Below are 25,925 nucleotides of genomic sequence, written 5' to 3'. Positions count from 1 at the left end.
GCTTTAATGCTATGGTAAGGAAATAAAACAATGGAAACAATACCTGTCAAGCTCGAATCGCTAAAGGAATACCTTGAAGAACGTTTTGGCGGAAAACTTGAAATTCTTAGAGTCAAAAAGCTTGGGACCTTTACTGATACAATAAAAAAGTTAGGATATGGCGACACATTTCTGGTTACCTTTAGCAAAGAAGGTCGAGATAGATCGGTGGTGTTTTCTACAATGCGAAAGGATAAATACGGCCACCAGTATCTGTGGGACCGGGCTAATGTTTTGATGTTTCAGTATGATGCCGGCCAACGCCTTCCTAAACATGCTCATCCCCTTGATATCGGATACTTTAACCTCGAAGGGCTGGCTCGTTCTGTTCGTGATGCAAATATCTATTTTCTGCTGACGGAAAAGGTCGAGGGAACCGATTATTATTTGGATTTAAAACGCCTTAAAAATGAGCCTCTAAGAGATCTTGATATGGAAAGAGCAAGGGCGCTTGGCGAGTATCTGGCAGATATTCACAGCCAAAAAAAAGATGAACCGGACCTTTATACAAGAAAAATTAGAGAGCTTATAGGGCATGGCGAATGCATAATGGGTATTATCGATGGATATCCGGAAAATTACGATTTTTCCCCAGGCACTGCTTTTTGTGATATTGAAAAACTTTGTGTTGAATGGCGCTGGAAGCTAAAACAGTATACCCACCGCCTTTGCCGTGAACACGGAGATTTTCACCCATGGAATATAAAATTTAGAAAAGGAACGGATTTTTCTACATTTGACAGAAGCAGAGGAGAATACGGAGAGGCAGCAGATGATGTTTCCACATTGAGTATCAATTATCTGCTCTATTCTCTCCTGAAGCACGGCAAATTAGATGGTCACTACAAAAAACTGCACGATATTTATATGACTACATATTTGGAAAAGACAAAAGATCAGGAAATCTTTAAAATCATACAACCTTTTTATGCTTTCAGATGTCTTGTAATAGCCTCCCCTGAATGGTATCCAAATCATCCTGCAGATATACGCAAAAAACTTTTTAACTTCACAAGAAATATTTTGGCAACAGAAACAGTGGATATAAATGAAATCAACCGATACCTCGAATAGAGCATGGGCTGTCTGGTTTACAGGACTTCCCGGGTCCGGGAAAAGCAAGCTGTCACAACTTGTGTTTGAGATGTTGATCGATAATGGGATAACATGCGAACGGGTTGAGATGGATGCCATACGAAAGCAGTATGTTCAAAATCCTGAATATACGGACAAAGAACGTGATTTTGTTTATGAAAAACTGGTTGATTTTGCAACAGAACGTGTGCAAAACGGAATCAATGTAGTCATAGATGCGACCGCCCATAAACGATCGTACCGGGAAACAGCGAGAAAAAAGATCAAACGGTTTATAGAGGTGATGGTCAGATGCCCTCTTTCAATCTGCATTAAAAGGGAATCTAAACGCGAGAAAGGTCTGGTGGCGGCACAAATGTATCGTCGGGCGCTGGAACGAAAAGAAAAAGGGGTTCAGTTCAAAGATCTGGGGCCTGTAATCGGAGTGGATGTCCTGTACGAAGAAAACCCGGAGGCTGAAATCATTATCGATAACGGCACGGGCACGGCTATGGATAATGCCCTTAAAGTTAAAGAGGCAATCAGACAATACATAACCGTTCACGGTTAACAGTTCACGGTTCACGGTTAAAAAAACTGTGAACCGTAAACCGTGAACTATTACAGATATGTTTTAAAGGAGGGTAGCTATGCCGATATATGAATTTAAATGTTTAAAATGCCAGGAATATTTTGAGCTGCTTGTAATGGGTCAGGATGAAGAGAGCGAGCTTAGATGTCCTAAATGTAAGTCCGAGGAATTTGAGCGAATTATCAGCACAACCAACTATTCCATGAGCAGTGGTTCAGGCAAAGGTCAAGAGGGGGGCGTTAAGACAAGGCAATGTTCATCCGGCTCCTGCACTACCTATGATATACCGGGGCTGAGCAGGTAGAGCCCTTTGAAAAATTATCTGAAGTTTAAGTTATTTGAAAGTTGAAATCAAACACAAAGTAAAGGGTTTTGATGAGGATTAACAGGATGAGTTGTGATGTTTTAATCCTGAACATCCTGTTAATCCTGTCAAAAAAGTCTCTATGAAACAGATCCACAGTCAGGAAAAGCAGCAGTTTAAAAAGCTTTTTAAGCAGGAGCTTATTGATAATTTTGAGGACAGATTCAAGGTTCTTGAAGTTTTTTTGAAAACAGAACAGCATGTTACCATCGGCGAACTGGTTCAGATTCTTGAGGACCAGGGATTTCATTTTGAGCCCGATTTTGTAAGAGACACCATCAAGCTTATGTGCCGCTTTGGTTTTGCTCAGGCAAACAGGTTCGACAGCGGGCTTGTGAGGTATGAGCACAGACATTTATGCCGGCACCATGATCATATGATCTGCACAAAATGTGGAAGAATTATTGAATTTCACGACAAGCGGCTTGAGCTTTTACAGATACAGATAGCTGAAAATTACGATTTTCACATACTCCAGCACAAGATGGAGATTTACGGTATATGCCCTCAGTGTCTTAAAGAGCGAAAACAGACAATACCACTTGTTATGGCTAAACAGGGTGAACAGCTTGTTATCAAAGATTTTACAGGCGGCACAGGCGCACGCATGCGTTTATTGTCAATGGGTTTGAAGATCGGGGATACAATAGATGTGATTACCAATATCGGCAAGGGGCAGGTGGTTATTGCAATAGATTGCAACCGTTACGTGTTGGGGCGCGGCCTGTCGCAAAAAATACTTTGTTGCCTGGTTTAGACTTTTTGCAAAACCATCAATACTGACACGGAGAATTGAATATGCTGCTGAGTGAAATGAAGAAGGGGCAAAGCGGAATAATATCCGGCATGGGCGGTAATGGCATCTTGCAAAGAAGGATAAGAGAGATGGGCATTCTTAAGGGAACCCGGGTGTATGTTGAAAAATATGCGCCCCTTAAAGATCCGCTTGAATTGATAGTTAAAGGCTATCATATATCCCTTCGCGTTGAAGAGGCTGCCCAAATAACGGTCGATGATGTTAAACAGGATTCTTTGTAATGCATAAAAAGAGTATAACTATAGCTCTTGCAGGCAACCCGAATTCAGGCAAGACAACAATATTTAACAATATTACCGGAACCAGGCAGAAGGTTGGAAACTGGCCCGGGGTAACGGTTGAAAAAAAAGAGGGGATAGTCAGCAAATACGGTTATGATCTTAAAATTGTCGATCTTCCGGGAACTTACAGTTTAACGCCATTTTCCATTGAGGAGATAATTGCAAGGGATTTTGTCCTTGAAGAATGTCCGGATGTGGTAATCGATATTATTGATGCATCCAACCTGGAACGAAGCCTTTATCTCGCAACACAGTTAAGAGAAATCGATTGCAGGGTTATATTTGCCCTTAATATGGCGGATGTTGTCCGGGCACATGGGACCAGAATCGATGCTGAAAAGCTTTCCGAACTGCTTGATCTGCCTGTAGTATTTACTGTGGGCAATAAAAATGAGGGGATTGATACACTGTTAAAAAAGGCTATTGAGCTGGCCGGGTCAACAGCAGAAATCCAGCAAAAACGGAAGGTCAAATACAGCAAGGATATTGAAAATGCGATTGTTAAGCTTCAAGATTTTATTGAAAATAAAGTTGAAGTAAAGCCCGGCTATAATTTGAGATGGACAGCAATAAAACTGCTTGAAAATGATAAAATCGTAATGGAACGGATTTTCCGGAAGGCAGAGGGCAAAGGAGATGATTTGCTTCAGGAGGTTAAAACGCTTCGCGCGCACCTCATGGATCGTTTTAATGATGATCCTGAAATAGTTATGACCGATGAACGGTATGGTTTTATTGCCGGAATAGTAAAGGAGACGCTTACAAGTTCATCGCAAAATCGTGTTGATATATCCAGAAATATCGACCTTGTTTTAACGAACCGGCATTTCGGGTTTCCTATCTTTATTGTATTTATCTGGGCCATGTTTCAGCTTACCTTTTCCCTGGGAGCCTATCCAATGGAGTGGATTGACAGGGGGGTTACTATTCTTGCCATAGGGCTGAACAGCCTGCTCCCGGACTCTGTTTTGAAAGATCTCATTATAAATGGAATAATTCCCGGAGTAGGGAGCGTTATAATCTTTTTGCCGAATATTTTAATCCTTTTTTTCTTTATAGCCATCTTTGAAGATACAGGCTATATGGCAAGAGCGGCTTTTCTGATGGACAGAATAATGCATGTTATCGGTCTTCACGGAAAGTCTTTTATACCGATGCTTATGGGCTTTGGCTGCAATGTTCCTGCCGTAATAGCCTCCCGGACTCTTGAGAGTGAAAAGGACCGCATTCTTACAATTCTTATTACCCCCTTTATGTCCTGCTCGGCTAAACTACCTATTTATATAGTTCTTGCAGGCGCCTTTTTCAGCGCAAAGGCCGGCACGGTAATATTTGCAGTTTATCTTGTCGGAATAATAGTTTCCTTTGTATCCGGACGATTGTTCAGGGCCACTCTGTTAAAAGGGGCTGATGCTCCGTTTGTAATGGAGCTGCCTCCATACAGGGCTCCCATGATCAGCAGCCTTTTGATTCACATGTGGGACCGCGGCAAGATGTTTTTAAAGAAGATGGGAGGCGTGATACTTGTTGGTTCAATTATTATCTGGGCACTTTCGGCATTTCCCGGGAACATACGATATTCTTTAGATTATGCATCAGAAATTGTCAGGGTAGAAGCTTTATATGAGGCGGAAATTACGGCTGCCGGTAAATCTGAAAGAGATGTGATTGAGAAAAAAAAGGATGCGGCCATAGCAAAGCTTATAATGGCCCGGAGAGCGGAAAAGACGGAAAAATCTTTTATGGGGAAAATCGGCAAGAGCATTGCTCCTCTGTTTGCGCCTCTTGGAATAGACTGGCGCGGAAGTGTGGCGCTTCTTACCGGTGTTGTGGCCAAGGAAATCGTTGTCAGCTCAATGGGCATACTTTATGCTGTTGAAAAAGAGCCTGATGCTCTTCAGAGCGCTCTTGTCAAATCCAACATGACCCCTCTTTCCGCTTTTTCAATGATGCTTTTTGTTCTTTTGTATCTTCCATGTATTGCCACAATGGGAACCATCTGGCGGGAAACAGGGGGCTTTAAGTGGATGCTTTTCTCTCTTCTGTACAGCACGTCTCTTGCATGGATTGTGTGTTTTTGTGTGTATCAGGGAGGAAAGATTATAGGGATTAACTAAAGAAGGCGATGCAAAACTTGAAATATATAGTTGCAGCGATAATTTTTTTTATAATATTTAGCGGCATTGCCCTGGCTGAACGCTTAACTGTGGAATCGTCAGTCGCCAACATACGTTCCGGGCCGGGCAGTGATTATGATATCTTATGGAAGGTTGAAAAATATTATCCCATTGTAATTATAAAAAAATCAGGGCCATGGTACTTTTTTCGTGATTTTGAAGAGGATGAAGGGTGGGTGCATAAATCACTTGTCAATAAAACTCCCTCTGTTATCACAAAGAATGTAAAGTGCAACATCCGGTCAGGGCCGGGCTTAAACTATAAGATATTATTTTATGTTGAGAAAGGAATTTCGTTTAAGGTTATTAAACAAAAAGGCAAGTGGATTAATATTCAGCATGCTGATGGAGACAGCGGGTGGATCCACCAGTCTTTGGTCTGGTGATTAAAACCATCGTGGATCAGGAGCATAAGCGCTTAAATAAGTGGGGAATCGTTAACAATTAGTAATTCACAATTGATTATTAATTATTATACAAAATGGGTCGGTGCCGATAACTACTTAATTTATCACTGCAAATTGTCAATAATCAATTGCTAATTGTGAATTGTGAATTTTACTCCAACTACTTCTGATAGCATCTTAAAAAGTCAAATTCGTCGAACATGTCAGTTATTTTCGGTCACAGTACCGCAGGCGGCATAATCTATCTTTTTACGAATTAATCAAATATTAAAGGAGAAAAATGGCTAAGAAAAAGATAACGAGAAAACAACTGATAAAAGGACCGGATGAATTTATAAGCCTTTCATCCAGATTATTAGAATCCGCGATAAAATATAAGGTTCAAATATCATTTGTCCTTGGTGTAATTGCATTGCTTATAATTGTTGTTTCAGGGATTCGGTATTTTTCAAATAAAGCCGAAAACAGGGCATTCGCCTTGCTGGACCAGGCTATAACCGGATATAATTTTATTTTAAAGGATAATGGACCTGAAAAGGCTTACCAGGATTTTGGGCAGAATTTTGATTTTATTATAAAAAAATATTCAAGAAGAGATGCCGCAAAACTTGCAGGGCTTATATATGCCAATATTTGTTACAATGCGGGAGATTATGAAAAGGCAACAGCCTTATATGATAAATCTTTAAAAGACTTTAAAAATCACCCATCGATTGAAACATTTATTCTAAGCGGAACAGGTTACAATCATGAAGAAAAAAAAGATTACAAGGCCGCAGTGAACTGTTTTGAAATGATTGTTGCGCAATCAGGCACTATAATGAAAGATGATGCTCTTTTCAATCTGGGCCGGCTTTATGCGGCAATGGGTGAGAACGAGAAAAGCATAGCTGCTTTTAAGAAGATTATTTCCGACCATACTGATTCAATCTATATTGAGATCGCAAGCGAAAGGGTAAGCGGTTGAGATCTTTGCAAAACGCTCCCTTATTTCCAACAAGTTGCCATCACAAATTGCGCTAACTGCGGAGAATGCGAGCGAATTCAAAAAGCTCTTATAGACAGCCCTTCTAAACATAATATTATTGAAAATTCGCCTTTTAAATAACGGAAAATGACAAAACCACAAAGAACTGTAAAACTGGATGAAATCACAACGGAAATTATTCTTGAAAGTATATCCGATGGTGTTTTTACGATAGACCACAACTGGCAAATCACCTCGTTCAACCACGCCGCTGAGGAGATAACCGGGATTTCCCGAAAGGAAGCAATCGGGAGGCACTGCTGGGAAGTTTTTCGTTCAAACATGTGTGAAGGTGATTGCGCCTTAAAAAGAACGATGAAAGAAGGCAAATCGTTTGTCAGTACGTCTACCCATATTATTAACAGTGAAAAAAAACGCATCCCCATCACGGCATCCACCTCCCTTTTAAAAGATAAAAAAGGAGAAATCCTTGGCGGGGTCGAGACATTCCGGGACCATAGTCTCGTGGAAGAATTACGGAAGGAGCTTTCCGCTCGTTTTCAGATGGGGGATATGGTAAGCAGCAGCACGGCGATGAAAAAAATTTTTAATATCCTGCCGCAGGTGTCTGAAAGTGACAGCACGGTACTTATTGAGGGAGAAACAGGCACCGGCAAAGAGCTGGCGGCAAGGGCAATCCACAATTTAAGCCACCGTAAAAATGAGCCTTTCGTTGCCATTAACTGTGGCGCCCTCCCGGACACGCTGCTTGAGTCAGAGCTTTTCGGCTACAAGGCCGGCGCCTTTACCAATGCGGTCAAAAACAAACCGGGACACTTTGCCCTGGCGGAAGGCGGCACGATCTTTCTTGATGAAATCGGGGACACCAGCCCCGCATTTCAGATCAGGCTTCTGAGGGTCATTGAAGAAAGAGAATTTCAACCCTTAGGTGCTGTAAAAAAAGTAAAGGCGAATGTCAGAATTATCGCCGCAACCAATCAAAACCTTTCTGAGATGGTGGACAAGGGTGCGTTTCGTCAGGATCTCTTTTACCGCATCAATGTGGTACTGCTGAAACTCCCCCCGCTTCGGGAACGGATGGGAGACATCCCGCTTCTTGTCGAGCGATTTATCGGCAAGTTAAACAGAATTCGCGGAAAGGCCGTAACCGGTATTGATCAGGAGGCGCTTGAAGCGCTTATGCACTATGATTTCCCCGGTAATATCAGGGAGCTGGAAAATATTATCGAGCATGCCTTTGTGCTGTGCATGGTGGGAAAAATTCAGTTGCGACATATGCCGATCAACCTGTCTTTGCAATCTCTGGCTGCGGATAAACATGCAACAGAACATGATACTTTAAAATCAGCGGAAATAAAGATCATAGCGGATGTACTGAAACGGAACAACTATAACCGCAAGGCTGCGGCCAAAGATCTCGGAATGCATAAAAGCACGCTTTTCCGAAAGATCAATAAGCTGGGGATAGTTCTTCCAAAAATTGACGGGCGCTCCGACCGAAAATAAAACCATTCATAATGTTGCATAATTGCGACTTTTTGAGTCGCCTTTTTGCACGTCTTTCTGCCTGCGCAAAACCATGCAATAGCCGCATCTGCACCATAAGTATTCGCAATTATTAAATATCAGCGTTAAATCAATTCGCAATGACACATTGGCATGTTGTTTGCTACTTCTTTTATAAATAAGGAGGTCATTCAGGATTATGAAAATTGCGCTTACTGTCTGGGAAGACCGGATTTCACCGGTGTTTGATGTTGCAAACACGCTTCTTTTAGCGGAGATAGCAAACGGCGAAGTATTAAACAGACAATTTGCGCCTTTTAATCCTGTAATATCATCACGTCTTGCGGAGATGCTGAAACAAATGGGTATATCCGTCCTGATATGCGGGCTATTTCGGAAGTGCCTGCAAATATCATTGCAGTGAACGGCATAGAACTTATTCCTTTTATTTCCGGCAATGCGGACAGGGTGATTGACTCTTTTGCAAAAGGCAAACCGATTATCCCGGCATTTTCAATGCCGGGATGCGGGAAACAGTGTCGCAGACATGGTAAAAAGAATAATTATTTTGCTCAACAACCGAGCAACGCCAGACTTTTTTAAAGGAATATCAATCAGTAAAGTTGTTAAAAACAGTATGTTTTGCAATTGTACCCGCTTGGATGCAATATTTCCTTTCCCTTAATCAGCCTTCAGTGAAAACAAATTTACTGAGGGCTGATGCGGGGAAATTTTAGTTGAAAGGATATGGAGGATACTGGATTGCAGCTTCACAATATATTTAAATGGTTCAAAACAGTTCAATGCAGGCGAGATAAATGATACATATATTACTGGTAAGTTCTGATAAAGATTTTTTTACCGATTTAGCATCAAACATGGAAAAAAATGTCAATTTGAGCATTTCACGGGCAGTGTCCGGCGTCAATGCCCTCTCCATGATTTCAGTTAATAGCTTTGAACTGGTAGTGACTGATGAATCACTTTCCGACATGACCGGTCTTAAATTCGTGGAAAAACTGGTTTCAACAAATCCGATGATCAATTGTGCCGCAGTCAGTTCTCTTTCATCCGAGGATTTTCATGCAGCAAGCGAGGGGCTTGGTATTCTTATGCAACTGCCGCCCCGGCCGGATAAAATTCATGCAGAAAATCTGTTGCAGTACCTTAAGAATATTTTAAGCATTACAAACAGAACAGGCTGATTAAACAAGGAGTCTTTTTGCTTATGATTATAAGTATTGCAAGCGGAAAAGGTGGAACAGGCAAGACAACCGTGGCCACAAATCTGGCGCTTTCACTTGAATCCGGTGTTCAACTGCTGGATTGTGATGTGGAAGAACCCAATTGCCATCTCTTTTTAAATCCACTAATTGAAGAAACCATAACTGTTTTTACACCTGTGCCTGAAATCGATGAGGATAAATGTACTTTCTGCCGGAAATGCGTTGATATTTGCCGGTTCAAGGTTATCGCCATAGTCGGAGAAACCGTTCTCACGTTTCCGGAACTGTGTCACAGTTGCGGCGGTTGTATGGTGGTATGTCCTGAAGATGCCATAACCGAAACCGGCCGTGAACTCGGTGTAATTGAAAAAGGCAGTCTAAATAATATCGATTTTGTGCATGGACGTCTCAGGATTGGTGAAGCAATGTCCCCTCCCCTGATCAAAAAAGTCAGATCCTTTGCCCGGTCTGATAAAATCAATATTATTGATGCGCCTCCGGGTACGTCATGCCCGGTTATTGCCGCCATGAAAAACACTGATTTTGTTTTATTGGTAACCGAGCCCACGCCTTTCGGTCTCCATGACCTGAAACTGGCGCTTGAGGCGGTTAAAATTTTGGGCATTCCCCACGGTCTGGTCATTAACCGTTCAGATATCGGTGACAGCCGGGTACAAGAGTATGCCGGGCAGGAAAACCTGCCGATTTTGATGGAGATTCCCTTTGACCGGCGAATCGCTGAAGCCTATTCAAGGGGGAGGCCTATTGTGGAAGAGATGCCTGAGTGGAAAGAGAAATTTCTAAAATTATACAGTCAGGTTGAAAAACTGGTTGGGCAAAGGAAATGAAATTCAATGAGAGAACTGGTGGTTTTAAGCGGCAAAGGCGGTACCGGAAAAACAAGTTTGACAGCTGCTTTTGCGTCTCTGTCAAAAAACAGTGTTCTGTGCGATGCGGATGTAGATGCCTCAGACCTCCATCTGCTGATGGCCCCTGATATCAAACAACGCACCTATTTTAAGGGCGGCGGCATTGCGGTCATTAATCCGGATCAATGCACCGGGTGCGGTCTCTGTATGGAAGTTTGCCGGTTTGATGCTGTTAAAGAAGGTTTTAAGGTTGATGAAATTGAATGCGAAGGCTGCGGGGTCTGTGTGGATCTCTGCCCTGAACGGGCAATCGATTTTCCGATCAAAACATGCGGAGAATGGTACATTTCAGAAACACGGTTTGGCCCGATGGTTCATGCAAGACTCGGCATTGCTGAAGAAAATTCCGGCAAGCTGGTTGTTCTTGTCAGGCAGGAGGCAAAAAAGCTCGCTGAAAGTAAAAATATCGACCTGATCCTTACCGATGGCCCGCCAGGCATAGGGTGTCCTGTTATCGCTTCACTCGGCGGTGCTACCGCTCTGATTATTGTAGCTGAGCCCACGGTTTCCGGGCTGCATGATATGGAACGGGTCACGCAGCTTGCAGCCAATTTTAAAGTGCCGTGCATGGTATGCGTTAACAAGGCTGATTTGAATCCTGAGCAGGCAGAGGCGATTGAAAAACTGGCCCGAAAGAAAAACCTGTCGGTTCTCGGTCGTATTCCGTTTGACCCTGTTTTTACAGAATCTATGATTCAGGGTAAAAATATCATTGAATATAAAAATGACTCAAAGATCAGTCTGATCGTCAGAGAGATATGGAACCAAATTATGACATCACCGGCCATGAACAAAAAGGAATAATGGATTAAAATATTATTAAATAAGGAGAACTTTTATTATGAAAAACGGAAGAATTGCAGTTCCATCCAACGGACAGGGGGGTCTTGACGGAACCAGGGCAGGACATTTCGGTCATTGTGAAGTGTTTACTTTTATTGATGTGGAAAACGGAGAAATAAAAAATGTTTCAACACTGCAGAACCAGGAACATGTCCAGGGCGGATGCATGGTTCCTGTCAACCTGCTGGCAGAACATAAAGTTAACGCTCTCGTCGTCGGAGGAATCGGCATGCGACCGCTTATGGGGTTCAGGCAGGTGGGTATTGATGTCTATTATGATGGTGAACGGGCTGACATAAGGCCTGTGGTTGAAGATCTTATCGCAGACGAACTGCAAATTATTGCAAACGACCAGGTTTGCGGTGGTGGTGGAACGAATCCGGCCTAAAGGAGAAATAGAAAATGAAAATAGCTGTTACATCAAAAGGAACAGATATTGATTCACAGATTGACCCCAGATTCGGGCGCGCTGAGTATATTCTTATAGTAAACACAATCAGTCTTGAGGTTGAAGTGTTGAATAATTCAGAGAATGTAAACGCGTTTAAAGGCGCCGGGATTCAGGCTGCCGCCATGGTAAGCGACAAAGCAGAGGTTTTGCTTACAGGTTTCTGCGGCCCTAATGCGTTTAAGACGCTTGAGGCTGCAGGGGTAAAGGTGGCAAATAATGTCAGTGGTACGGTTAGAGATGCTGTAAAAGCCTTTAATGAAGGTAAAGTGTCCTTTGCTGACGGCGCTAATGTCGAAGGGCAATCCTAAAAAGATCTGAATTTTTCTGACAGCAAGCGCATATAACGCAAAACATACACAGTGTATATTAGCGGCGTTTTTGAAAGAAAGGTGTAGCTATGAATAAGGAGGTTCAGAAATGAAAGTCGCTGTAAGCTCCACCGGAAATGATTTAACATCTCAAATTGATCCGCGTTTTGGCAGGTGCAAGTGTTTCGTAATTGTCGAAACAAATGACATGCGCTTTGATGCATTTGAAAATGAAAATGCCGTCCTTTCAGGCAGTGCAGGTATTCAATCTGCCAGTTTTGTGGCTTCTCAGGGAGTCAAAGCAGTGCTGACAGGCAATTGCGGGCCAAAAGCGGCACAGGCGCTTTCTGCAGCAGACATTGAAATTTATGTCGGACAGACCGGAACAGTCCGGGATGCTGTGGAAAAATATAAAAAAGGTTTTTTGGTCTCGGCTGCGGATGGTAATGTTTCTGAAAAATTCGGCGCTGGCGGATCAGGATCAATGCAGAATTCCGGAAAGCCGGTATTTAGCCGAAAAATGGGCATGGGTGGCGGCAGAGGCATGGGTATGGGAGGAGGCAGAGGTATGGGCGGCGGCAGAGGCATGGGTATGGGTGGTGGAAAAGGTATGGGCCGCGGTATCGGCATGCCGCCGGCTGATCGGGAGGCTTCAGGTGATTTATCAAAGGAAAAAGAGTTAAAGCTGCTGCAGGAACAGGCTCGAGAATTGAAAAAACAGATGGAAAATATTGAATCCAGAATCAAAAACCTAAAATAAATTTTCATATCATTTAATTTTAACAAAAGGAAGAATTCGTATGGGCGACCATTTTGATGCTTTTGTAGAAACTCTGCAGGAGCAGATATTTGATGAAACGAAAGAAGCCTTCGGGGAAGCAGGTTTTCAGCGCTGGCGCAATCCTCTCTACAAAGGAAAGCTGGAAAATCCTGATGCGCATGGGCGTATTACGGGTAGCTGCGGTGACACAATGGAAATTTACCTGAAATTTAAAAATGACCGTGTAAGTGAAGCATCATATCTCACTGATGGCTGTGGTTCAAGCACGGTATGCGGTTCTTTTACAGCAGAGATGGCAATCGGGAAAAATCCTGATGAACTTTCTGAAATCACCGGTGAAATTGTATTACAAAAAATCGGCAAATTTCCAAAAGAGGATGAGCACTGCGCCTTGCTTGCCGCAGAGACACTCCAGGAAGCGTTGCACAGCTATTTAATTAAAGACAATATACCGGGCGAAAAATGACGGCATCCAAAGAATTAATTACTGTACATGTAAATGTTGAAAACGCCAAAAAAATTGCAGGTCGAGATGAAAAAGGTGTTTATCGAGTAGACACAGCGGACTGGGTGGGCAAAATGATTTCAAATGCATCGAATACCGGCATGCCCCTATATTTCCCCGGAAGAAATGGCAAAAATCCTTGAGGAGACAACCGGTGTGCCAGTGGTGCTGGGCACGCATGAATATCACTGAAATAGCCCCCTATGGGATATATGAAAGTGGAAATAAAACCGATCGGTTTTGCTCATACGGATGAAAAAAATCAGCAAAAATGACAAGAGCTGCAAGTCTCCGCTGTGAAAAGAATATGAACAGCTGCCCATTGACTAACTGTTTTAAATGCATGCTTGGAAAAGAAATTCCGGAAATTAAATCCATAGGTATTTTTGGATAAAGCAGTCTCATGAAAATCACTATTATATACGACAATACCGCATGGGAAAAAAATCTTACGCCGGACCGGGGATTTTCCTGCCTTGTTGAAGCATACAACCGGAAGATTCTTTTTGATACAGGCGCAAAAGGCGGGATTCTGCTTAATAACATGAAAAAACTCGATATTGATCCTTCTGAAATAGACATGGTTTTTATATCACATGATCACTGGGACCACACGGGCGGGCTTTTGGATGTTTTGAAAAAAAACCAGGGTAGCGTGTATCTACCGAATTCCTGCAAAGGAGCCGATAAAGCCGTTAACACGGTAAGGATCAATGATGCGCTTAAAATTTGTGAGAATATCTATTCCACAGGCGAGCTTAAACATATTGAGCAATCCCTTGTCGTCCGAATAGGGGATGAAGTGGTTGTTATCGCGGGATGTTCCCATCCGGGGGTGCGGGAAATTGTCGGGGCGGCATCCAGATTCGGCAACGTTACCACACTGGTCGGCGGCCTGCACGGATTCAATGATTTCGACATGATAAATGATCTGAAAAAAATTTGCCCAACCCATTGCACTCAGTATATACAGGAAATCGCGACACGGTATCCTGAAAAATATATGCTCGGCGGCGCGGGAAAAATAATTGCGTTATAGCTATGAAAACCGATTACGATTGGGGGGCTGACTTGCGGGCGGATTTGAAGGCTATGGGCTGAAGAGCTAAGCCCTCAATCTTTGGTACAGGCATTGCAGGAGGAAGCCGAGGTTAAGAGCATAAAGGGCGAAAAAATATAGGGTTTTAGGAACAAAAAAAATCGGCCAAACATGGGGGGTATGCTTGGCCGTTAAGGAGAAAAACAGATGGAAAAAATTATCAGGTTATCTATTAGCTAAGCAACTTGCGTGCCAGGTTGTATGGCTAATGCGCCCAACTCCTTTATTGCTGAATTATCAATAGGTTGTGTTCCTTATCAAGATTTCTTGCCCTTATAAACTATTTATTATTACCAAAATTTGTTTCCATTTAGAAACGCCTGGTTTCCATTTGGAAACTAATTGCGTTTTTAAAGAGACTTTTTGGACAGGATTAACAGGATATTCAGGATTAAAACATCAAAACTCATCCTGTAAATCTTTATCAAAATCCATTACTTTACGTTTGATTTCAACCCGTTTTATATTCACCGCAGAGGACGCAAACAAGCTGATTTTTTACAAAGGGCTAAAGTGTCTCAATTAGGGTAATAGTTCGTGTCTGCTTATTTTTTTGCTCAGGCCGCTTTTGCCGATGCCTAAAAGTTCAGCAGCATTGGACTGAACATTATTTGTGAGCTTCAAAGCCCTTTTGATCATATTGTTTTCAACCAGAGCAAGAGTCTCATATAATTTTGCATTGCTGGGTATTCCGTCAAGATACATTGAACTGTCAACATTGTTCCTGAAATCCCTGGGAAGATCGGACACCCTGATGATTTCATCAGAACACATAATCATCGCCCTCTCAATAACATTCTCCAGCTCCCGAACATTTCCGGGCCAGTTGTAATTGTTAAAAAGACGTTCAACTTCATTGTCAAGACCCTTAACAGGAGTATCTGAACCGCGTTCATCAGCATATTTTTTTATAAAGTGATCAATTAAAAGCCGGAGATCATCTATACGTTGTTTCAGGGGCGGCAGGACAATATTTACTACATTCAATCTGTAAAACAGGTCCTCCCTGAAGCGGCCATGATTCATCTCTTCCTTTAACTGTTTGTTCGTGGCGGCAATAATACGGATATTGACGGAAAGCGGCTTAACTCCGCCGACCCTTTCAACAACCTTTTCCTGAAGAACCCGTAATAGTTTTACCTGGAGACCTTGTGAAAGCTCGCCTATTTCATCCAGAAACAGTGTCCCCTCATCAGCCATTTCAAACCGCCCCTTTTTCATGGCTATGGCACCGGTAAATGACCCTTTTTCGTGGCCGAAAAGTTCGCTTTCAAGAAGATTTTCAGCAAGGGCGCTGCAGTTTACGGCAATAAAAGGTTTGCCACGCCTTGGGCTGTTAAAGTGAATGGCTTTTGCCGCCAGCTCTTTTCCTGTGCCGCTTTCACCCTCGATCAGGACGGTCGCATTGGTTGGCGCAACTTTACGGATTATCTCAAAAACATCCTGCATTGCCTTGCTTTTGCCGATTATGTTGCTGAAACTGTACTTTAACCTTACAACATCACGCAGGTATATGTTTTCTTTGACTACGCGGTACATTGAAACCGCTTTGTTCACATAAACAACCAGCGTTTCATTATCAAAAGGCTTAAGAATGTAGTTGTAAGCCCCTTTTTGCATTGCCTGTACCGCCTTTTCCACTGTGCCGTAAGCAGTCATCATTATGACCGGAAGATCGGTGTTTTTGGTCTTGATCTTTTCAAGCAATTCAATACCGTCCATTGAAGGCATTTTCATATCGGTTAAAACAAGGTCAACATCGGAGTTATTCAGAATTTCAAGCGCCTCTTGGCCGCTATTGGCGGTTAAGGTCGCAAAACCTTCTTCTTCCAGCACAGCGCTTAATATGGGTGGATAATTTTTTTCATCATCTACGATTAGAATGGTTTCCATTGATGATACCTTTATTAGTATATAACTTCAGACATCATAAAAACTATTTATATCTGTTCACAGGTTCAACAGTTCAGGGTTCACGGTTCAGGGTTATAAGGTCGCGGTTTAAGAATTCAGAGCACAGAGTTATTATTTTCATATTGCACTGTGAACCGGCAATTCAATTCTAACACAGGCTCCATGAGCAGGTTTGTTGTCAATCCGGATGCTTCCTTCATGCATTTCGATGATGTTTTTTACAATGCCCAGGCCCAGGCCCGTCCCCTTTTCCTTTGTAGTAAAAAAAGGTTCCCATATCTTTTCCATAACATCTTCCGGCATACCTTCCCCTTGATCTTCAAAAGTAATTGTTACTGAGTCATCCTTTGAAGTAAGCTGAATATCTATTTCCCCGCCACCCGGCATGGCCTGCATGGAGTTTATCAATATGTTAAGGAATGCCTGATATAACATGGCGGAATCGGCCATTATTTTCGGGAGATTATTATCATAATGCTTCTTAATTATATAGCCCTGTTTTTTTATCTGTGGCTCAAGAAAGGTAATATTTCTGTCAAGCACTTCTTCAACATGGCACGGTACAAGATTCGGCATTTTAGGTTTCGCAAAATTTAAAAAATCTGTTATTATATTATTCAGTCGATCCGATTCTTCTAAAATTATATCCGGAATAGTGCTTGAAGGATCAAAATGGTTCATTTTTTTCTTTAGAAGATCGGCTGAACTCCTGATGATCCCTAATGGATTCCGGATTTCATGGGATACACCCGCTACCATCTCTCCCAGCGAAGACAGATGTCTCGCTTTAGTTAATTGCTCCTTAAGCCGCAGCCTTTCCAGGGCTCTGTTTTCAATAATTGCCTCTCCCCTCTTGACTACAAAGAAAAGGGCCAAAAAAAGAGCGCCCATAATCAGGGCAATCGTGATAATAGCAAGTATCTGAAATCGAAAAATTGTTTTAAAATCTTCTGATATGTCTTGAACGATTTCAAAAACACCAAAAACCTGTCTTTTTAACGTCGGCAAAGGCTCTTCCGTGCGTAATGGAGCAAATGTAATCAATTTAACATCTTGGGGAAATCCAAACAGGATCTGAAAAAAGTTGCCTCTTTGAATCAGTTTTGATGTTGATGCGTCTGAAAGAGCGCTTATATACCCTTTGTCTCCGACATTCTCGGAACCTATCAGTTTTTGATCATAACTGTAAATAATTGTGTTATTCTTATCATAAATATTTACCTTTTCTACATTGAAGCTATGTAAAGTGCTTTTGACGATCATATCCATTCTTTTATAATATTTTTCTTCGCTGAGCCGGATTACCTTCTGGTGTGTTATGGAAAGAGGAAGGTAAAATTTCATATAAACCTGATGATTAAGATTTGCTACAAGAAGCTTGGCATAGTCTTCACTCTTCTTGATCTGCATCATTCTTGACCAGTGATTGTTGAGACCAGCTAAAATCAGTATCCCTGAAAAGGTTAATATCAGGCTTGTAAAGGTGAAATACTTTACCAGTTTGAATGGTTTGACTTTTTCATCTGAAGGTTTGGAAATCATATTTATTAAAATGCGGCGCGTTCAATATTATCTTTTACTTAGGAATCGGGATGTCTGATAAAATACTTTTAATATCATCATCCGCAAAGCTGATTCCAGCTCCGATAAAAAAGGATTCTTTTCCTTCGTCACTTATAAAATCGTCAAATCCCGAGGTTATATAGATGTGTTTAAACGGTTTATAGTCGGCTTTGAATTTCAGGTGTGCGTTTCTGTCCGGATCAAAATCAAAGGCTTCGAGTGAAAGGGTCAAGCAGTCACTGAAGAGATAGTAATCAAGGCCGACACCACCGGTAGATTCGAAAAGACCGCCGCGCAATCCGATGTCATAATATCGTTTTGCTATCTGTGCTGAAAATTTGAGTGCATCCTTGTCGTTTTCCACTGTACGTGTAGTATTTCCGTTTGTTGTGGTATCTTTTATCTCTTCCTTTCCGCTTGGATCGTCCAATACCTGAAGCAGATAATATTTATCCTCCCTGGGTTGAATGCGAAGCGAAAGATAAGATTTAACTTCATTACTGTCAAAAAGATATTCTCCTCTATAATCAAGATATGTTTTATATTCGTCCTGTTTCTGGAGATAATCGTTTATGCTGACGAGAGAGGTATTAATATTTTCTACTGTTTCATCCTCGTTTACCAGCTTTCCGATGCTTCCTTTGCCCTGATTAATCTTGGACGTAATCTCGTTAATGTCGGCGAACAGCACCTCCATTTTTTCGGAGGCCTTGCGCACATTAGATATTATACCGCGGATATCCTCCCTGTTAGTATCTCCTATTTTGTTTAATGTTCCTGAAAACTTGGACAGATTGGCAATTATGTTTGTGACATCATGATTGTTTTCCTGAACGGTTTTATTTAAGGTTTCAACCATTTCTTTAATATTTTCAACGATAGAGTTAAGTGAAGCCTCCCCCTTTTCGCCGCCGACAACATTTGCCAGGGAATTTGTCAGCCTGTTGATATTTTTTGCCACATCTCCCAGGGTAATCATAAGGGTATCCATGTCCGTTGTTGGGACTGTTTTGACGATCCTGTCACCCTCTTTTAGCTGGGGAGCGGAAGGAGATCCCTGGACAAGTTCAATATATTTATCGCCAAGAATACCCTTGGTCCTGATAACAGCCTCTACATCCCTTGTCAGCCTTACATTGGAATTAATTCTTAAAGCAACCAGCGCTTTTCCGTTTTCCAGAGAAATCTTGCGAACCCTGCCGACCTCCACGCCGGCAATTTCTACCTGAACATCCTCTGCAAGACCTGTTGCAGAGTCAAAATATACATTAACATCATATCCCTTTGCTCTTTTAAAGCTCACTCCTCCAACCCGCATTGACATATATGTCAGGATGAGAATTCCGGCTACTACAAAAACACCTACTTTTGCTTCAACAGTTAAGTTTGACATGCTTTTTCGATTTCCCTGCTAATGAACCGTTTAATAACAGGATTATTAGACGATCGTATTTCTTCGGGAGTTCCTGTTTTTATAATCTTTCCTTCATACAACATTGCCACCTTATGCGCAATCTTGAAAGTAGATCCGATATCGTGACTAATAACGACAAAGGTTGCCTTTGTGTTAAGCTGTGTATTTATAATAAGGTCGTCAATGCTTTCGCACATAATAGGATCAAGACCGGTTGTGGGTTCGTCAAACAACACAATTTTAGGATTAAGCGCGATAGCCCTTGCAAGCCCGACACGCTTTCGCATTCCTCCTGACAGCTCAGAAGGCATCTTGTGTGTTACATTTTTTAAACCAACCTGTAATAATTTTTCTTCTACGATTTCACTGATTTCCTTTTTAGATAATTTTGTATGCTCTTTGAGCGGGAATGCAACATTTTCTCCAACCGTCATTGAATCAAAAAGCGCTGCGTCCTGGAAAAGCATCCCGAACATTTTTCGCATTTCGTTGAGCTCCTTATCGTTTAGCTTTGCAGTATCAATGCCATTAACAAGCACCTGGCCTGAATCAGGTTTAATAAGGCCCATAATATGTTTTAAAAGAACACTTTTGCCTCCGCCACTCCCGCCGATAATAACGGTAATCATTTCAGGCTCAATCCTGAGATCAAGATTGTCTAAAACCTTTTGGCCTTTAAATGATTTACATACTTTTATAAGTTCGATCATTAGAACTATACAGTCCAAAATTCTGTCATTCCCGCCCTGTGTGTCTCTGCGAAAGCGGGATACGTAGTAACACGAATGAAGCATCAGTGCTAACCGTCAGCGCTATCAAGTAATTACAGGGTGTCGTAATCCATAAGATTGCTTCGCTTTGCTCGCAATGACGTGTTTTTTGACTTTTTGCGAATTCATCAGGATTAGAACATAAATGACGTAAGAAAATAATCGCTAATAAAGATTGTTACCGATGACAGGACGACCGACTGGGTGGTTGCCTTACCAACCCCTTCGGCTCCGCCGGTTGTACGAATTCCTTTATAACATCCTATCAGGGAAAGTATCAGCCCAAAACATGCAGCTTTGATAAGACCGTTAAAAATATCTTCAAGATCAACAAATTCAACAATTTTAGCTATAAAAATTCCGGAATTGATTTTCAGCATCTCTACGCCGACAAAATAGCCGCCGAGAATGCCGACAAAATCGGATACTATTGTCAAAACAGGCAGCATAAATATTGCGGCAACTATGCGCGGCATCACAAGATAGTGAATCGGGTTGACAGACATGCTATGCAAAGCATCAATCTGCTCTGTAACCTTCATGGTTCCGAGTTCGGCGGTCATTGCCGAACCTACGCGTCCCGTAACCATTAAGGCGGTAAAAACAGGCCCTAATTCCCGCGTCAGACCCAACGCAACGGTTGCGCCGACCAGGCTTTCACCCCCGAACATTTTGAAACCATAATACGATTGAAGGGCAAACACCATGCCGGTAAATATTCCTGTTATCAACACAACAAAGATCGAGTTGACTCCAACAAACTCCATCTGCTTAAAAATAAGCCGGAAACGAAACGGCGGGCGCAACATCCAGGTGATTGCGGAAATTAAAAGCAGTATAATCCTGCCGGATTCTTCAACAGCAATTAGAAAGGGTCTTCCCACACGTTCAAGTAAGCGTATCATCGGCTCTCTATCTGCTTCGTTGATTTGCAACCCATCTTTATCCTTCAACCCCATATCATCCCAGCATCCAATTATCCATATATGGAATCGACTCTTAAAGTCAAGGCTAAACCTTTATTATATCATGGGAAACCCAGCCCTTTAGACAAGGGCAGGGATCATCGGCTTTGCCTGGAAATATGGTCAGGGGCTAAATAACACAATATATAGTGACTAAATTAAAAACAACACAATATAAGATAATTATACCTAATTATAGATAAAAGATGTATAATTATATATAATTATCTTGACTTAATTATGACTCTTTGGTAAATAACATATATTATGTTTGATTTAAGAAATAATAAAGCTGTAGAGGGTTACATATATGAGTAAGAATTCATTAAAAGAAATTAGAGAATCTCTTATGATGAGCAAATCCGAACTTGCCAGGGAAGCAAATATTTCGCCGATTACTATTGCTCGCATAGAAAAAGGCATGAAGTGTAGAATGGAAACTAAACGAAAAATTCTTTTAGCGCTGGGTTTTGGGCTTTCAGATAAAAAGAAGATATTTAGTAGTTAAGAGTATATTATGTTATTCAGAAAAACATCAAATCTTGTTGGCTTAGACATAGGTTCCAGGGTTTTAAAAGCCAGTGAAATTGTAGAAACAAAAAGCGGGCACAGCCTGCAGCATTTCGGGATGCTGGATATGGCCTACGGCGCTATCGAAGAAGGGGTTATTAAGGATGCCGACAAGGTTGCAGCTTCAATTCGCAAACTCTTTAACGAAAATGATTTTAAGACGCAGGATGTCGCCATATCAATCGGGGGACTTTCTGTAATTGTAAAAAAGATCAGCGTTCAAACAATGACGGAAGATCAACTTCAGAAATCTATTAATTCTGAGGCAGAGCAGTATATTCCGTTTGCTATAAGCGATGTTAATCTTGATTACCAGATACTTGGAGAGGCTGAAAACAACCCGAATCAGATGGACGTGCTTCTTGTTGCAGTCAAAAAGGAGGTTGTCGACAGTTATGTCAATCTTATAGAGATGGCCGGGCTTAATCCCTGTGTGATAGATATTGATGCTTTTGCACTGCAAAATATCTTTGAACTGAATTATGCTTTGGAAGATGAAGGCATAGCTCTTATTGATATCGGCGCAAGTAAGACCTCGTTGAATATACTGAAGGGTAATTCTTTCTTATTCACTAGAGACGTGACACTTGGATGTAGTATGATAAACAGGAAAATCGTTTCACTTATTGATTGTTCCTACGAGGAGGCCGAACAGCTTAAATACGGCGAACAGCCGGACAGAATTTCGCCTGATGATGTAAAAGAAATTATTTTATCGGTGGTAGATGACTGGTGCGATGAAATAAGGCACGCGCTTGACTTTTTTTATTCCGCATACCCTGATAATAAGATAAAAAGGATTATGCTGAGCGGTGGAGGATCTTATATTAAGGAATTTCGCGAACTTCTGGCCGTAGAAACATTATCTGAAGTGGAAATAATTAATCCCTTTAAAAATATTCAAATAAATAAAAAAAGTCTTGATATTTCATACCTTGAACGAATAGCCCCTCAGGCCGCCATCAGCATGGGCCTGGCAATTAGAAAAATTGATGACAAATGATACGAATTAATCTTCTGCCATTTCGTGTTGCACGTAAAAAGGAGAATGTACGACGTCAGATCTCCATTTTTCTGCTGTCTTTTTTATTGATCACTCTGATTATGATCTATTATAATATTAGATTAAACAGCAAGATACAGGATTTGAATACCAGGACAAATAAAATCACAAATGAGCTGACACAATATAATAAGATCAACGATGAAATAACATCTATCAAAACGAAGTTGGAACTGCTGACAAAGAAAACAGAGGTCATTAAAAATCTTGGGCTGAGTCGTGAAGATTCCGTTCGTCTGCTCGATGCCATGACGGAGATGGTTGTTGAAAAACGGATGTGGCTGAACATGCTTGAGACAAAAGAAAAGACCGTCAACATTAAAGGTGTTGCTTTAGACAATAAAACAGTAGCCGATTTTATGACATGTCTTGAGGACTCAAAGCTTTTTAAGAAGGTGGAATTGAAAACCACAAAACAACAAAAATTTAAAGAAAGTATAAATCTCAAAAGTTTTGAAATTACATGCGAAAGCTAAAGGTGTGTCAACTTTGCAGGCAGGGCAAAAAAATAAATGAAAAAGATTAAAATATCATTGGAATTGTTTTCGCCTGTTTTTGAAAAGATCGAAAAAATCTCAAAGAAACAAAGGATGCTGATATATTACGGCAGCATAACGCTTTTGATAGGCGCTTTTGTATATTTTTGTTGTCTCCCCAAATACAAGACAATCGATAAATTAAGCCAGAATTATGATAAGCTTGAGCAACAGTTTGCTTCGGCCAAAATAAATTCAATACAACTGGGAAAATTCCGAAACAATATGAAAGAGGCGGAAAAGGATTACAGGCTTGTAATGAAAGCATTGCCGGAAAAACAGGAGATACCGGCTTTACTGGCAGGCATTTCACAAGCCGGCCAGGTTGTCGGCTTGGAGTTTATCCTGTTTCAGCCAAGAACGGAAATAAAAAAGGATTTTTATGCTGAAATTCCTGTGTCAATTCAGGTGGCAGGCAACTATCACAATGTCGGGCTTTTTTTTGACAAGGTCGCGAGTTTACCAAGAATTGTTAATATACAAGAAATAAAGATGACTTCTCTGAAGGGTAGCGACGAGCTCATCACTTCATGCAGCGCCATCACTTACAAGTTCATCGATGAAGCTCCTCCTGAGAAGTCAGCGGAAAAGAAAAAATAAAAAAACTTATGTTTAAATATCTTTTGTCTACATGTTTATTGTTTTCCGTTTTCCTGGTTTTGGGTTGTGAGGACAAGGCCTCGCCGCCACTTCAACCAAAGGTATTCAGTAAAAAGATCGTTATTGAAACTGAAAAGACAATCAAGAAGCCCGTAGCTTTATCAACTCCGGAAACGGATAATGCCGGCAGGGAAATTGCTTTAAAACCTGAGCCGGTTGCCGTCGAAATCAGGCTTTACAATCCTGAAGGAAAGATTGACCCGTTTGCTCCTTTATTCAAAGAAGAAAAGCCGGCTGCAGGGGATGAAGAGGCCACGGGAATGGGGAAAGAAGGGATATGCATTCCGCATACTCCCCTGCAAAAGACGGATTTAAGCCAGTTGAAGCTTGTGGGAATAATTCGAGCTTCAAGCGGAGACAGGGCAATGGTGGAAGAGGCTTCCGGCAGGGGATATGTTATTGAAAAAGGCACATTTATCGGGATAAATTGCGGCAGGGTAAGCCGGATATTAAAAGACATGGTAATTGTCGATGAACCGTTGCTGCCGGTTGAGGATGTGGATAAGGGTCGCATATACGATATTGACGGTAAAAACTTTTTTATAACCGAAATCAGTGGTAAAAGCTTTATTAATATTGACGGCAAACAGTTTGAAGCCAAAATCAACAAAATCAATGGCAGGGCTTATTATATTGATCCACAGGAACTGAAACTTCAGAAACCGTCTGGAGAATAAAAAATGTTTTACAAAATTATGAAATTTTCAAAAAACAGGGCTTTGTCAATTCTGATGATAATTCTGCTGATGCTTTTTGCAGGATGTGCTTCGAGCAAGGCGGTAAAGCAGGCAGATCAGGAAGCCGGAGAGTCTCTTAATCTCATCACGGATATCAGCACGGCAGAAGGTTCTGAATCGCTTGCCGTATTAATTAAAGCAGAGCAGCTGCTGACCTATACTTCTGTGAAGCAGCCTATGCCTTTAGGTGTGGCGCTGTACTTTCCCGGAACAGCTCTTGGAGAAATTGAAACCGCTCTGACCCCGGACAGCGATATTGTTGCGTCGATTAAAGCTTCCGCGCTGACCGAAAACGGGCATACCTCCAAGGTTGAGATCGCATTAAGACAGGATGCTCCTTATGAAGTATCCCGTGAAGGAAACGGCCTTCAAATATCATTTGCAAAAACAGGTAAAATAACCGCTTCCGCGCAAGACACATCAAACATCAATACGGCTGAAGTAAATATGCCGGCAGAAACCGCCCTGGAAGAGGATAAGGATAAAAAACCTGCATGGGTTAACCGGGTGGATTTTTCAAGCGAAGATGCCGGCAAATCAACTATTATTATCGGAACAACAAGGCCTGTTGAATACAAAATGGATAAGGCCGCGGATAAAAGGCTTAAGCTGATACTTTTCAACACCAATCTTCCGGACTATCGCAAACGGCCGCTGATAACCACCCGTTTTAACAGCGCTGTTGATCGTATTACGCCAACGCAGACTTCTGATTTAAAAACCGGTTCAATAATTGTAATAGAGATGCGCGAATCGGTTCCCTATTATGTCGAACAGGCAGATGATCTTTTGTTGGTCCATTTTGATGCATCTTCGATCCCTCCCAGACCGGCTGAAGAGGCTGATCTCCCATCCTGGAAGAAGGTTGTAATGCAGGCAACTGCCGGGGAGGAAGAAATTGAAGATAAAAAGGCCGAAGATAAAGTATTGCCGCCGAAACTTGCCGGGGAATATACAGGGGAAAAGATAGCGCTTGATTTCTATGATACGGATATCAAAAATGTGTTTCTCATTTTAATGGAGGTAAGCGGGAAAAACTTTGCAATAGACAAGGATGTAACCGGCAAGGTTACTCTGACCCTCGCAAAACCTGTGCCCTGGGACCAGGCGCTCGACCTGATACTGAAGATGAACCAGCTCGGCCAAACTTCTGAAGGAAATATAATAAGGATTGCCACCCTTGAAACACTCAAGAAAGAAGGGGATTTCAAGCAGGCTGAGATAAGTACGGCGCAAAAAGCCAGAGAGGAGCGAAAAACTCTTGGACCACTTGTTACCAAATATATTCCTGTCAACTATTCCAATGCAAAAACCGATATGCTGCCGCATCTTGAAAAGCTATTAAC

General features: G+C 41.7%; 31 protein-coding genes. 26 read left to right on the top strand and 5 right to left on the bottom strand.

Features of this window, described 5'->3' with window-relative positions:
- Positions 1–30: 30 nt before the first annotated feature.
- The 20 genes from VMW78_09635 to VMW78_09540 all read left to right on the top strand — a co-directional run bounded on the left by VMW78_09635 (position 31) and on the right by VMW78_09540 (position 14,327).
- Complete coding sequence (locus VMW78_09635) at positions 31–1,113, top strand: aminoglycoside phosphotransferase family protein (GenBank protein ID HUV51264.1); 1,083 nt, start codon at positions 31–33, stop codon at positions 1,111–1,113.
- Positions 1,088–1,684, top strand: a complete 597-nt coding sequence (locus VMW78_09630; GenBank protein ID HUV51263.1) for an adenylyl-sulfate kinase — start codon at positions 1,088–1,090, stop codon at positions 1,682–1,684. Before VMW78_09635 ends, VMW78_09630 begins: the two co-directional genes overlap by 26 nt.
- A gap of 79 nt (positions 1,685–1,763) precedes the next feature.
- Positions 1,764–2,009 (top strand): zinc ribbon domain-containing protein, encoded by a 246-nt coding sequence (locus tag VMW78_09625; protein ID HUV51262.1) that lies wholly within the window; start codon positions 1,764–1,766, stop codon positions 2,007–2,009.
- Positions 2,010–2,151: 142 nt separating this feature from the next.
- Positions 2,152–2,826, top strand: coding sequence for a transcriptional repressor (locus VMW78_09620; protein ID HUV51261.1), 675 nt, complete (start codon positions 2,152–2,154; stop codon positions 2,824–2,826).
- Between the two features lie 41 nt (positions 2,827–2,867).
- Positions 2,868–3,107 carry a FeoA family protein gene (locus tag VMW78_09615; GenBank protein ID HUV51260.1) on the top strand — a complete coding sequence of 80 codons (240 nt, stop codon included), beginning with the start codon at positions 2,868–2,870 and terminating at the stop codon, positions 3,105–3,107.
- Positions 3,107–5,284, top strand: coding sequence for a ferrous iron transport protein B (feoB, locus tag VMW78_09610; protein HUV51259.1), 2,178 nt, complete (start codon positions 3,107–3,109; stop codon positions 5,282–5,284). The genes VMW78_09615 and feoB overlap by 1 nt, the downstream gene beginning before the upstream one ends.
- Positions 5,285–5,301: 17 nt before the next feature.
- The gene (locus VMW78_09605) at positions 5,302–5,730 is read left to right on the top strand and encodes an SH3 domain-containing protein (protein ID HUV51258.1); all 429 of its coding nucleotides are present in this window, start codon (positions 5,302–5,304) and stop codon (positions 5,728–5,730) included.
- 301 nt (positions 5,731–6,031) lie between these two features.
- On the top strand, positions 6,032–6,718 hold the full coding sequence (locus VMW78_09600) for a tetratricopeptide repeat protein (GenBank protein HUV51257.1): 687 nt from the start codon (positions 6,032–6,034) through the stop codon (positions 6,716–6,718).
- Between the two features lie 147 nt (positions 6,719–6,865).
- The gene (locus tag VMW78_09595) at positions 6,866–8,245 is read left to right on the top strand and encodes a sigma 54-interacting transcriptional regulator (protein ID HUV51256.1); all 1,380 of its coding nucleotides are present in this window, start codon (positions 6,866–6,868) and stop codon (positions 8,243–8,245) included.
- A 199-nt stretch (positions 8,246–8,444) separates the two neighbouring features.
- The gene (locus tag VMW78_09590) at positions 8,445–8,669 is read left to right on the top strand and encodes a hypothetical protein (GenBank protein ID HUV51255.1); all 225 of its coding nucleotides are present in this window, start codon (positions 8,445–8,447) and stop codon (positions 8,667–8,669) included.
- Positions 8,666–8,848 carry a hypothetical protein gene (locus tag VMW78_09585; protein HUV51254.1) on the top strand — a complete coding sequence of 61 codons (183 nt, stop codon included), beginning with the start codon at positions 8,666–8,668 and terminating at the stop codon, positions 8,846–8,848. The genes VMW78_09590 and VMW78_09585 overlap by 4 nt, the downstream gene beginning before the upstream one ends.
- A gap of 215 nt (positions 8,849–9,063) precedes the next feature.
- Positions 9,064–9,450: a response regulator gene (locus VMW78_09580; protein HUV51253.1), complete on the top strand. Its 387-nt coding sequence runs from the start codon at positions 9,064–9,066 to the stop codon at positions 9,448–9,450.
- A 23-nt stretch (positions 9,451–9,473) separates the two neighbouring features.
- Positions 9,474–10,319 (top strand): ATP-binding protein, encoded by an 846-nt coding sequence (locus VMW78_09575; protein ID HUV51252.1) that lies wholly within the window; start codon positions 9,474–9,476, stop codon positions 10,317–10,319.
- 6 nt (positions 10,320–10,325) lie between these two features.
- The gene (locus VMW78_09570) at positions 10,326–11,204 is read left to right on the top strand and encodes a P-loop NTPase (GenBank protein HUV51251.1); all 879 of its coding nucleotides are present in this window, start codon (positions 10,326–10,328) and stop codon (positions 11,202–11,204) included.
- 37 nt (positions 11,205–11,241) lie between these two features.
- Positions 11,242–11,631, top strand: coding sequence for a NifB/NifX family molybdenum-iron cluster-binding protein (locus VMW78_09565; protein HUV51250.1), 390 nt, complete (start codon positions 11,242–11,244; stop codon positions 11,629–11,631).
- A gap of 14 nt (positions 11,632–11,645) precedes the next feature.
- Entirely contained in the window at positions 11,646–12,002 is a 357-nt protein-coding gene (locus VMW78_09560) for a NifB/NifX family molybdenum-iron cluster-binding protein (GenBank protein ID HUV51249.1), read from the top strand.
- Between the two features lie 109 nt (positions 12,003–12,111).
- Positions 12,112–12,762: a NifB/NifX family molybdenum-iron cluster-binding protein gene (locus VMW78_09555; protein ID HUV51248.1), complete on the top strand. Its 651-nt coding sequence runs from the start codon at positions 12,112–12,114 to the stop codon at positions 12,760–12,762.
- A gap of 40 nt (positions 12,763–12,802) precedes the next feature.
- Positions 12,803–13,249: an iron-sulfur cluster assembly scaffold protein gene (locus VMW78_09550; protein ID HUV51247.1), complete on the top strand. Its 447-nt coding sequence runs from the start codon at positions 12,803–12,805 to the stop codon at positions 13,247–13,249.
- Complete coding sequence (locus VMW78_09545; GenBank protein ID HUV51246.1) at positions 13,246–13,431, top strand: hypothetical protein; 186 nt, start codon at positions 13,246–13,248, stop codon at positions 13,429–13,431. The genes VMW78_09550 and VMW78_09545 overlap by 4 nt, the downstream gene beginning before the upstream one ends.
- 260 nt (positions 13,432–13,691) lie before the next feature.
- On the top strand, positions 13,692–14,327 hold the full coding sequence (locus VMW78_09540) for an MBL fold metallo-hydrolase (GenBank protein HUV51245.1): 636 nt from the start codon (positions 13,692–13,694) through the stop codon (positions 14,325–14,327).
- Between the two features lie 582 nt (positions 14,328–14,909).
- On the opposite strand, the gene VMW78_09535 is transcribed toward VMW78_09540, so the two are convergent.
- The 5 genes from VMW78_09535 to VMW78_09515 form a co-directional block, all read right to left on the bottom strand.
- On the bottom strand, positions 14,910–16,280 hold the full coding sequence (locus VMW78_09535; GenBank protein ID HUV51244.1) for a sigma-54 dependent transcriptional regulator: 1,371 nt from the start codon (positions 16,278–16,280) through the stop codon (positions 14,910–14,912).
- 138 nt (positions 16,281–16,418) lie between these two features.
- Entirely contained in the window at positions 16,419–17,843 is a 1,425-nt protein-coding gene (locus tag VMW78_09530) for an ATP-binding protein (GenBank protein ID HUV51243.1), read from the bottom strand.
- 34 nt (positions 17,844–17,877) lie between these two features.
- Positions 17,878–19,257 (bottom strand): MlaD family protein, encoded by a 1,380-nt coding sequence (locus VMW78_09525; GenBank protein HUV51242.1) that lies wholly within the window; start codon positions 19,255–19,257, stop codon positions 17,878–17,880.
- A complete protein-coding gene (locus VMW78_09520) occupies positions 19,245–19,988 on the bottom strand; it encodes an ABC transporter ATP-binding protein (GenBank protein HUV51241.1) in 744 nt (247 codons plus the stop codon). Before VMW78_09520 ends, VMW78_09525 begins: the two co-directional genes overlap by 13 nt.
- A gap of 194 nt (positions 19,989–20,182) precedes the next feature.
- Positions 20,183–20,953, bottom strand: a complete 771-nt coding sequence (locus VMW78_09515; protein ID HUV51240.1) for an ABC transporter permease — start codon at positions 20,951–20,953, stop codon at positions 20,183–20,185.
- 370 nt (positions 20,954–21,323) lie between these two features.
- On the opposite strand from VMW78_09515, the gene VMW78_09510 reads away from it, so the two are divergent.
- The 6 genes from VMW78_09510 to VMW78_09485 all read left to right on the top strand — a co-directional run.
- Positions 21,324–21,521 carry a helix-turn-helix transcriptional regulator gene (locus VMW78_09510; protein ID HUV51239.1) on the top strand — a complete coding sequence of 66 codons (198 nt, stop codon included), beginning with the start codon at positions 21,324–21,326 and terminating at the stop codon, positions 21,519–21,521.
- Positions 21,522–21,530: 9 nt separating this feature from the next.
- Positions 21,531–22,586 (top strand): type IV pilus assembly protein PilM, encoded by a 1,056-nt coding sequence (pilM, locus tag VMW78_09505; protein HUV51238.1) that lies wholly within the window; start codon positions 21,531–21,533, stop codon positions 22,584–22,586.
- Positions 22,583–23,122 (top strand): PilN domain-containing protein, encoded by a 540-nt coding sequence (locus tag VMW78_09500; GenBank protein ID HUV51237.1) that lies wholly within the window; start codon positions 22,583–22,585, stop codon positions 23,120–23,122. The genes pilM and VMW78_09500 overlap by 4 nt, the downstream gene beginning before the upstream one ends.
- 36 nt (positions 23,123–23,158) lie before the next feature.
- Positions 23,159–23,782: a type 4a pilus biogenesis protein PilO gene (locus tag VMW78_09495; protein ID HUV51236.1), complete on the top strand. Its 624-nt coding sequence runs from the start codon at positions 23,159–23,161 to the stop codon at positions 23,780–23,782.
- 8 nt (positions 23,783–23,790) lie between these two features.
- The gene (locus VMW78_09490; protein HUV51235.1) at positions 23,791–24,519 is read left to right on the top strand and encodes a pilus assembly protein PilP; all 729 of its coding nucleotides are present in this window, start codon (positions 23,791–23,793) and stop codon (positions 24,517–24,519) included.
- Positions 24,520–24,522: 3 nt separating this feature from the next.
- Positions 24,523–25,925 (top strand): AMIN domain-containing protein (locus VMW78_09485; GenBank protein HUV51234.1); only part of this gene is annotated, 1,403 nt, incomplete at its 3' end.

Source organism: Anaerolineae bacterium (assembly GCA_035529315.1).
Taxonomy (GTDB): domain Bacteria; phylum Desulfobacterota; class Desulfobacteria; order Desulfobacterales; family ETH-SRB1; genus Desulfaltia.
The sequence above is the reverse complement of the archived record's forward strand: the minus strand, read 5'-3'. Positions and strand labels throughout refer to the sequence as shown.

Excerpts from the sequence above, each read along its gene's own strand:
- VMW78_09595 (HUV51256.1), top strand. The coding sequence starts at position 6,866 with ATGACAAAACCACAAAGAACTGTAAAACTGGATGAAATCACAACGGAA.
- VMW78_09495 (HUV51236.1), top strand. The coding sequence starts at position 23,159 with ATGAAAAAGATTAAAATATCATTGGAATTGTTTTCGCCTGTTTTTGAA.
- VMW78_09555 (HUV51248.1), top strand. The coding sequence starts at position 12,112 with ATGAAAGTCGCTGTAAGCTCCACCGGAAATGATTTAACATCTCAAATT.
- VMW78_09550 (HUV51247.1), top strand. The coding sequence starts at position 12,803 with ATGGGCGACCATTTTGATGCTTTTGTAGAAACTCTGCAGGAGCAGATA.
- VMW78_09600 (HUV51257.1), top strand. The coding sequence starts at position 6,032 with ATGGCTAAGAAAAAGATAACGAGAAAACAACTGATAAAAGGACCGGAT.
- VMW78_09510 (HUV51239.1), top strand. The coding sequence starts at position 21,324 with ATGAGTAAGAATTCATTAAAAGAAATTAGAGAATCTCTTATGATGAGC.
- VMW78_09560 (HUV51249.1), top strand. The coding sequence starts at position 11,646 with ATGAAAATAGCTGTTACATCAAAAGGAACAGATATTGATTCACAGATT.
- VMW78_09630 (HUV51263.1), top strand. The coding sequence starts at position 1,088 with ATGAAATCAACCGATACCTCGAATAGAGCATGGGCTGTCTGGTTTACA.
- VMW78_09565 (HUV51250.1), top strand. The coding sequence starts at position 11,242 with ATGAAAAACGGAAGAATTGCAGTTCCATCCAACGGACAGGGGGGTCTT.
- VMW78_09530 (HUV51243.1), bottom strand. The coding sequence starts at position 17,843 with ATGATTTCCAAACCTTCAGATGAAAAAGTCAAACCATTCAAACTGGTA.
- VMW78_09545 (HUV51246.1), top strand. The coding sequence starts at position 13,246 with ATGACGGCATCCAAAGAATTAATTACTGTACATGTAAATGTTGAAAAC.
- VMW78_09490 (HUV51235.1), top strand. The coding sequence starts at position 23,791 with ATGTTTAAATATCTTTTGTCTACATGTTTATTGTTTTCCGTTTTCCTG.
- VMW78_09620 (HUV51261.1), top strand. The coding sequence starts at position 2,152 with ATGAAACAGATCCACAGTCAGGAAAAGCAGCAGTTTAAAAAGCTTTTT.
- VMW78_09625 (HUV51262.1), top strand. The coding sequence starts at position 1,764 with ATGCCGATATATGAATTTAAATGTTTAAAATGCCAGGAATATTTTGAG.
- feoB (HUV51259.1), top strand. The coding sequence starts at position 3,107 with ATGCATAAAAAGAGTATAACTATAGCTCTTGCAGGCAACCCGAATTCA.
- VMW78_09580 (HUV51253.1), top strand. The coding sequence starts at position 9,064 with ATGATACATATATTACTGGTAAGTTCTGATAAAGATTTTTTTACCGAT.
- VMW78_09535 (HUV51244.1), bottom strand. The coding sequence starts at position 16,280 with ATGGAAACCATTCTAATCGTAGATGATGAAAAAAATTATCCACCCATA.
- VMW78_09520 (HUV51241.1), bottom strand. The coding sequence starts at position 19,988 with ATGATCGAACTTATAAAAGTATGTAAATCATTTAAAGGCCAAAAGGTT.
- pilM (HUV51238.1), top strand. The coding sequence starts at position 21,531 with ATGTTATTCAGAAAAACATCAAATCTTGTTGGCTTAGACATAGGTTCC.
- VMW78_09525 (HUV51242.1), bottom strand. The coding sequence starts at position 19,257 with ATGTCAAACTTAACTGTTGAAGCAAAAGTAGGTGTTTTTGTAGTAGCC.
- VMW78_09615 (HUV51260.1), top strand. The coding sequence starts at position 2,868 with ATGCTGCTGAGTGAAATGAAGAAGGGGCAAAGCGGAATAATATCCGGC.
- VMW78_09575 (HUV51252.1), top strand. The coding sequence starts at position 9,474 with ATGATTATAAGTATTGCAAGCGGAAAAGGTGGAACAGGCAAGACAACC.
- VMW78_09500 (HUV51237.1), top strand. The coding sequence starts at position 22,583 with ATGATACGAATTAATCTTCTGCCATTTCGTGTTGCACGTAAAAAGGAG.
- VMW78_09590 (HUV51255.1), top strand. The coding sequence starts at position 8,445 with ATGAAAATTGCGCTTACTGTCTGGGAAGACCGGATTTCACCGGTGTTT.
- VMW78_09515 (HUV51240.1), bottom strand. The coding sequence starts at position 20,953 with ATGATACGCTTACTTGAACGTGTGGGAAGACCCTTTCTAATTGCTGTT.
- VMW78_09540 (HUV51245.1), top strand. The coding sequence starts at position 13,692 with ATGAAAATCACTATTATATACGACAATACCGCATGGGAAAAAAATCTT.
- VMW78_09570 (HUV51251.1), top strand. The coding sequence starts at position 10,326 with ATGAGAGAACTGGTGGTTTTAAGCGGCAAAGGCGGTACCGGAAAAACA.
- VMW78_09635 (HUV51264.1), top strand. The coding sequence starts at position 31 with ATGGAAACAATACCTGTCAAGCTCGAATCGCTAAAGGAATACCTTGAA.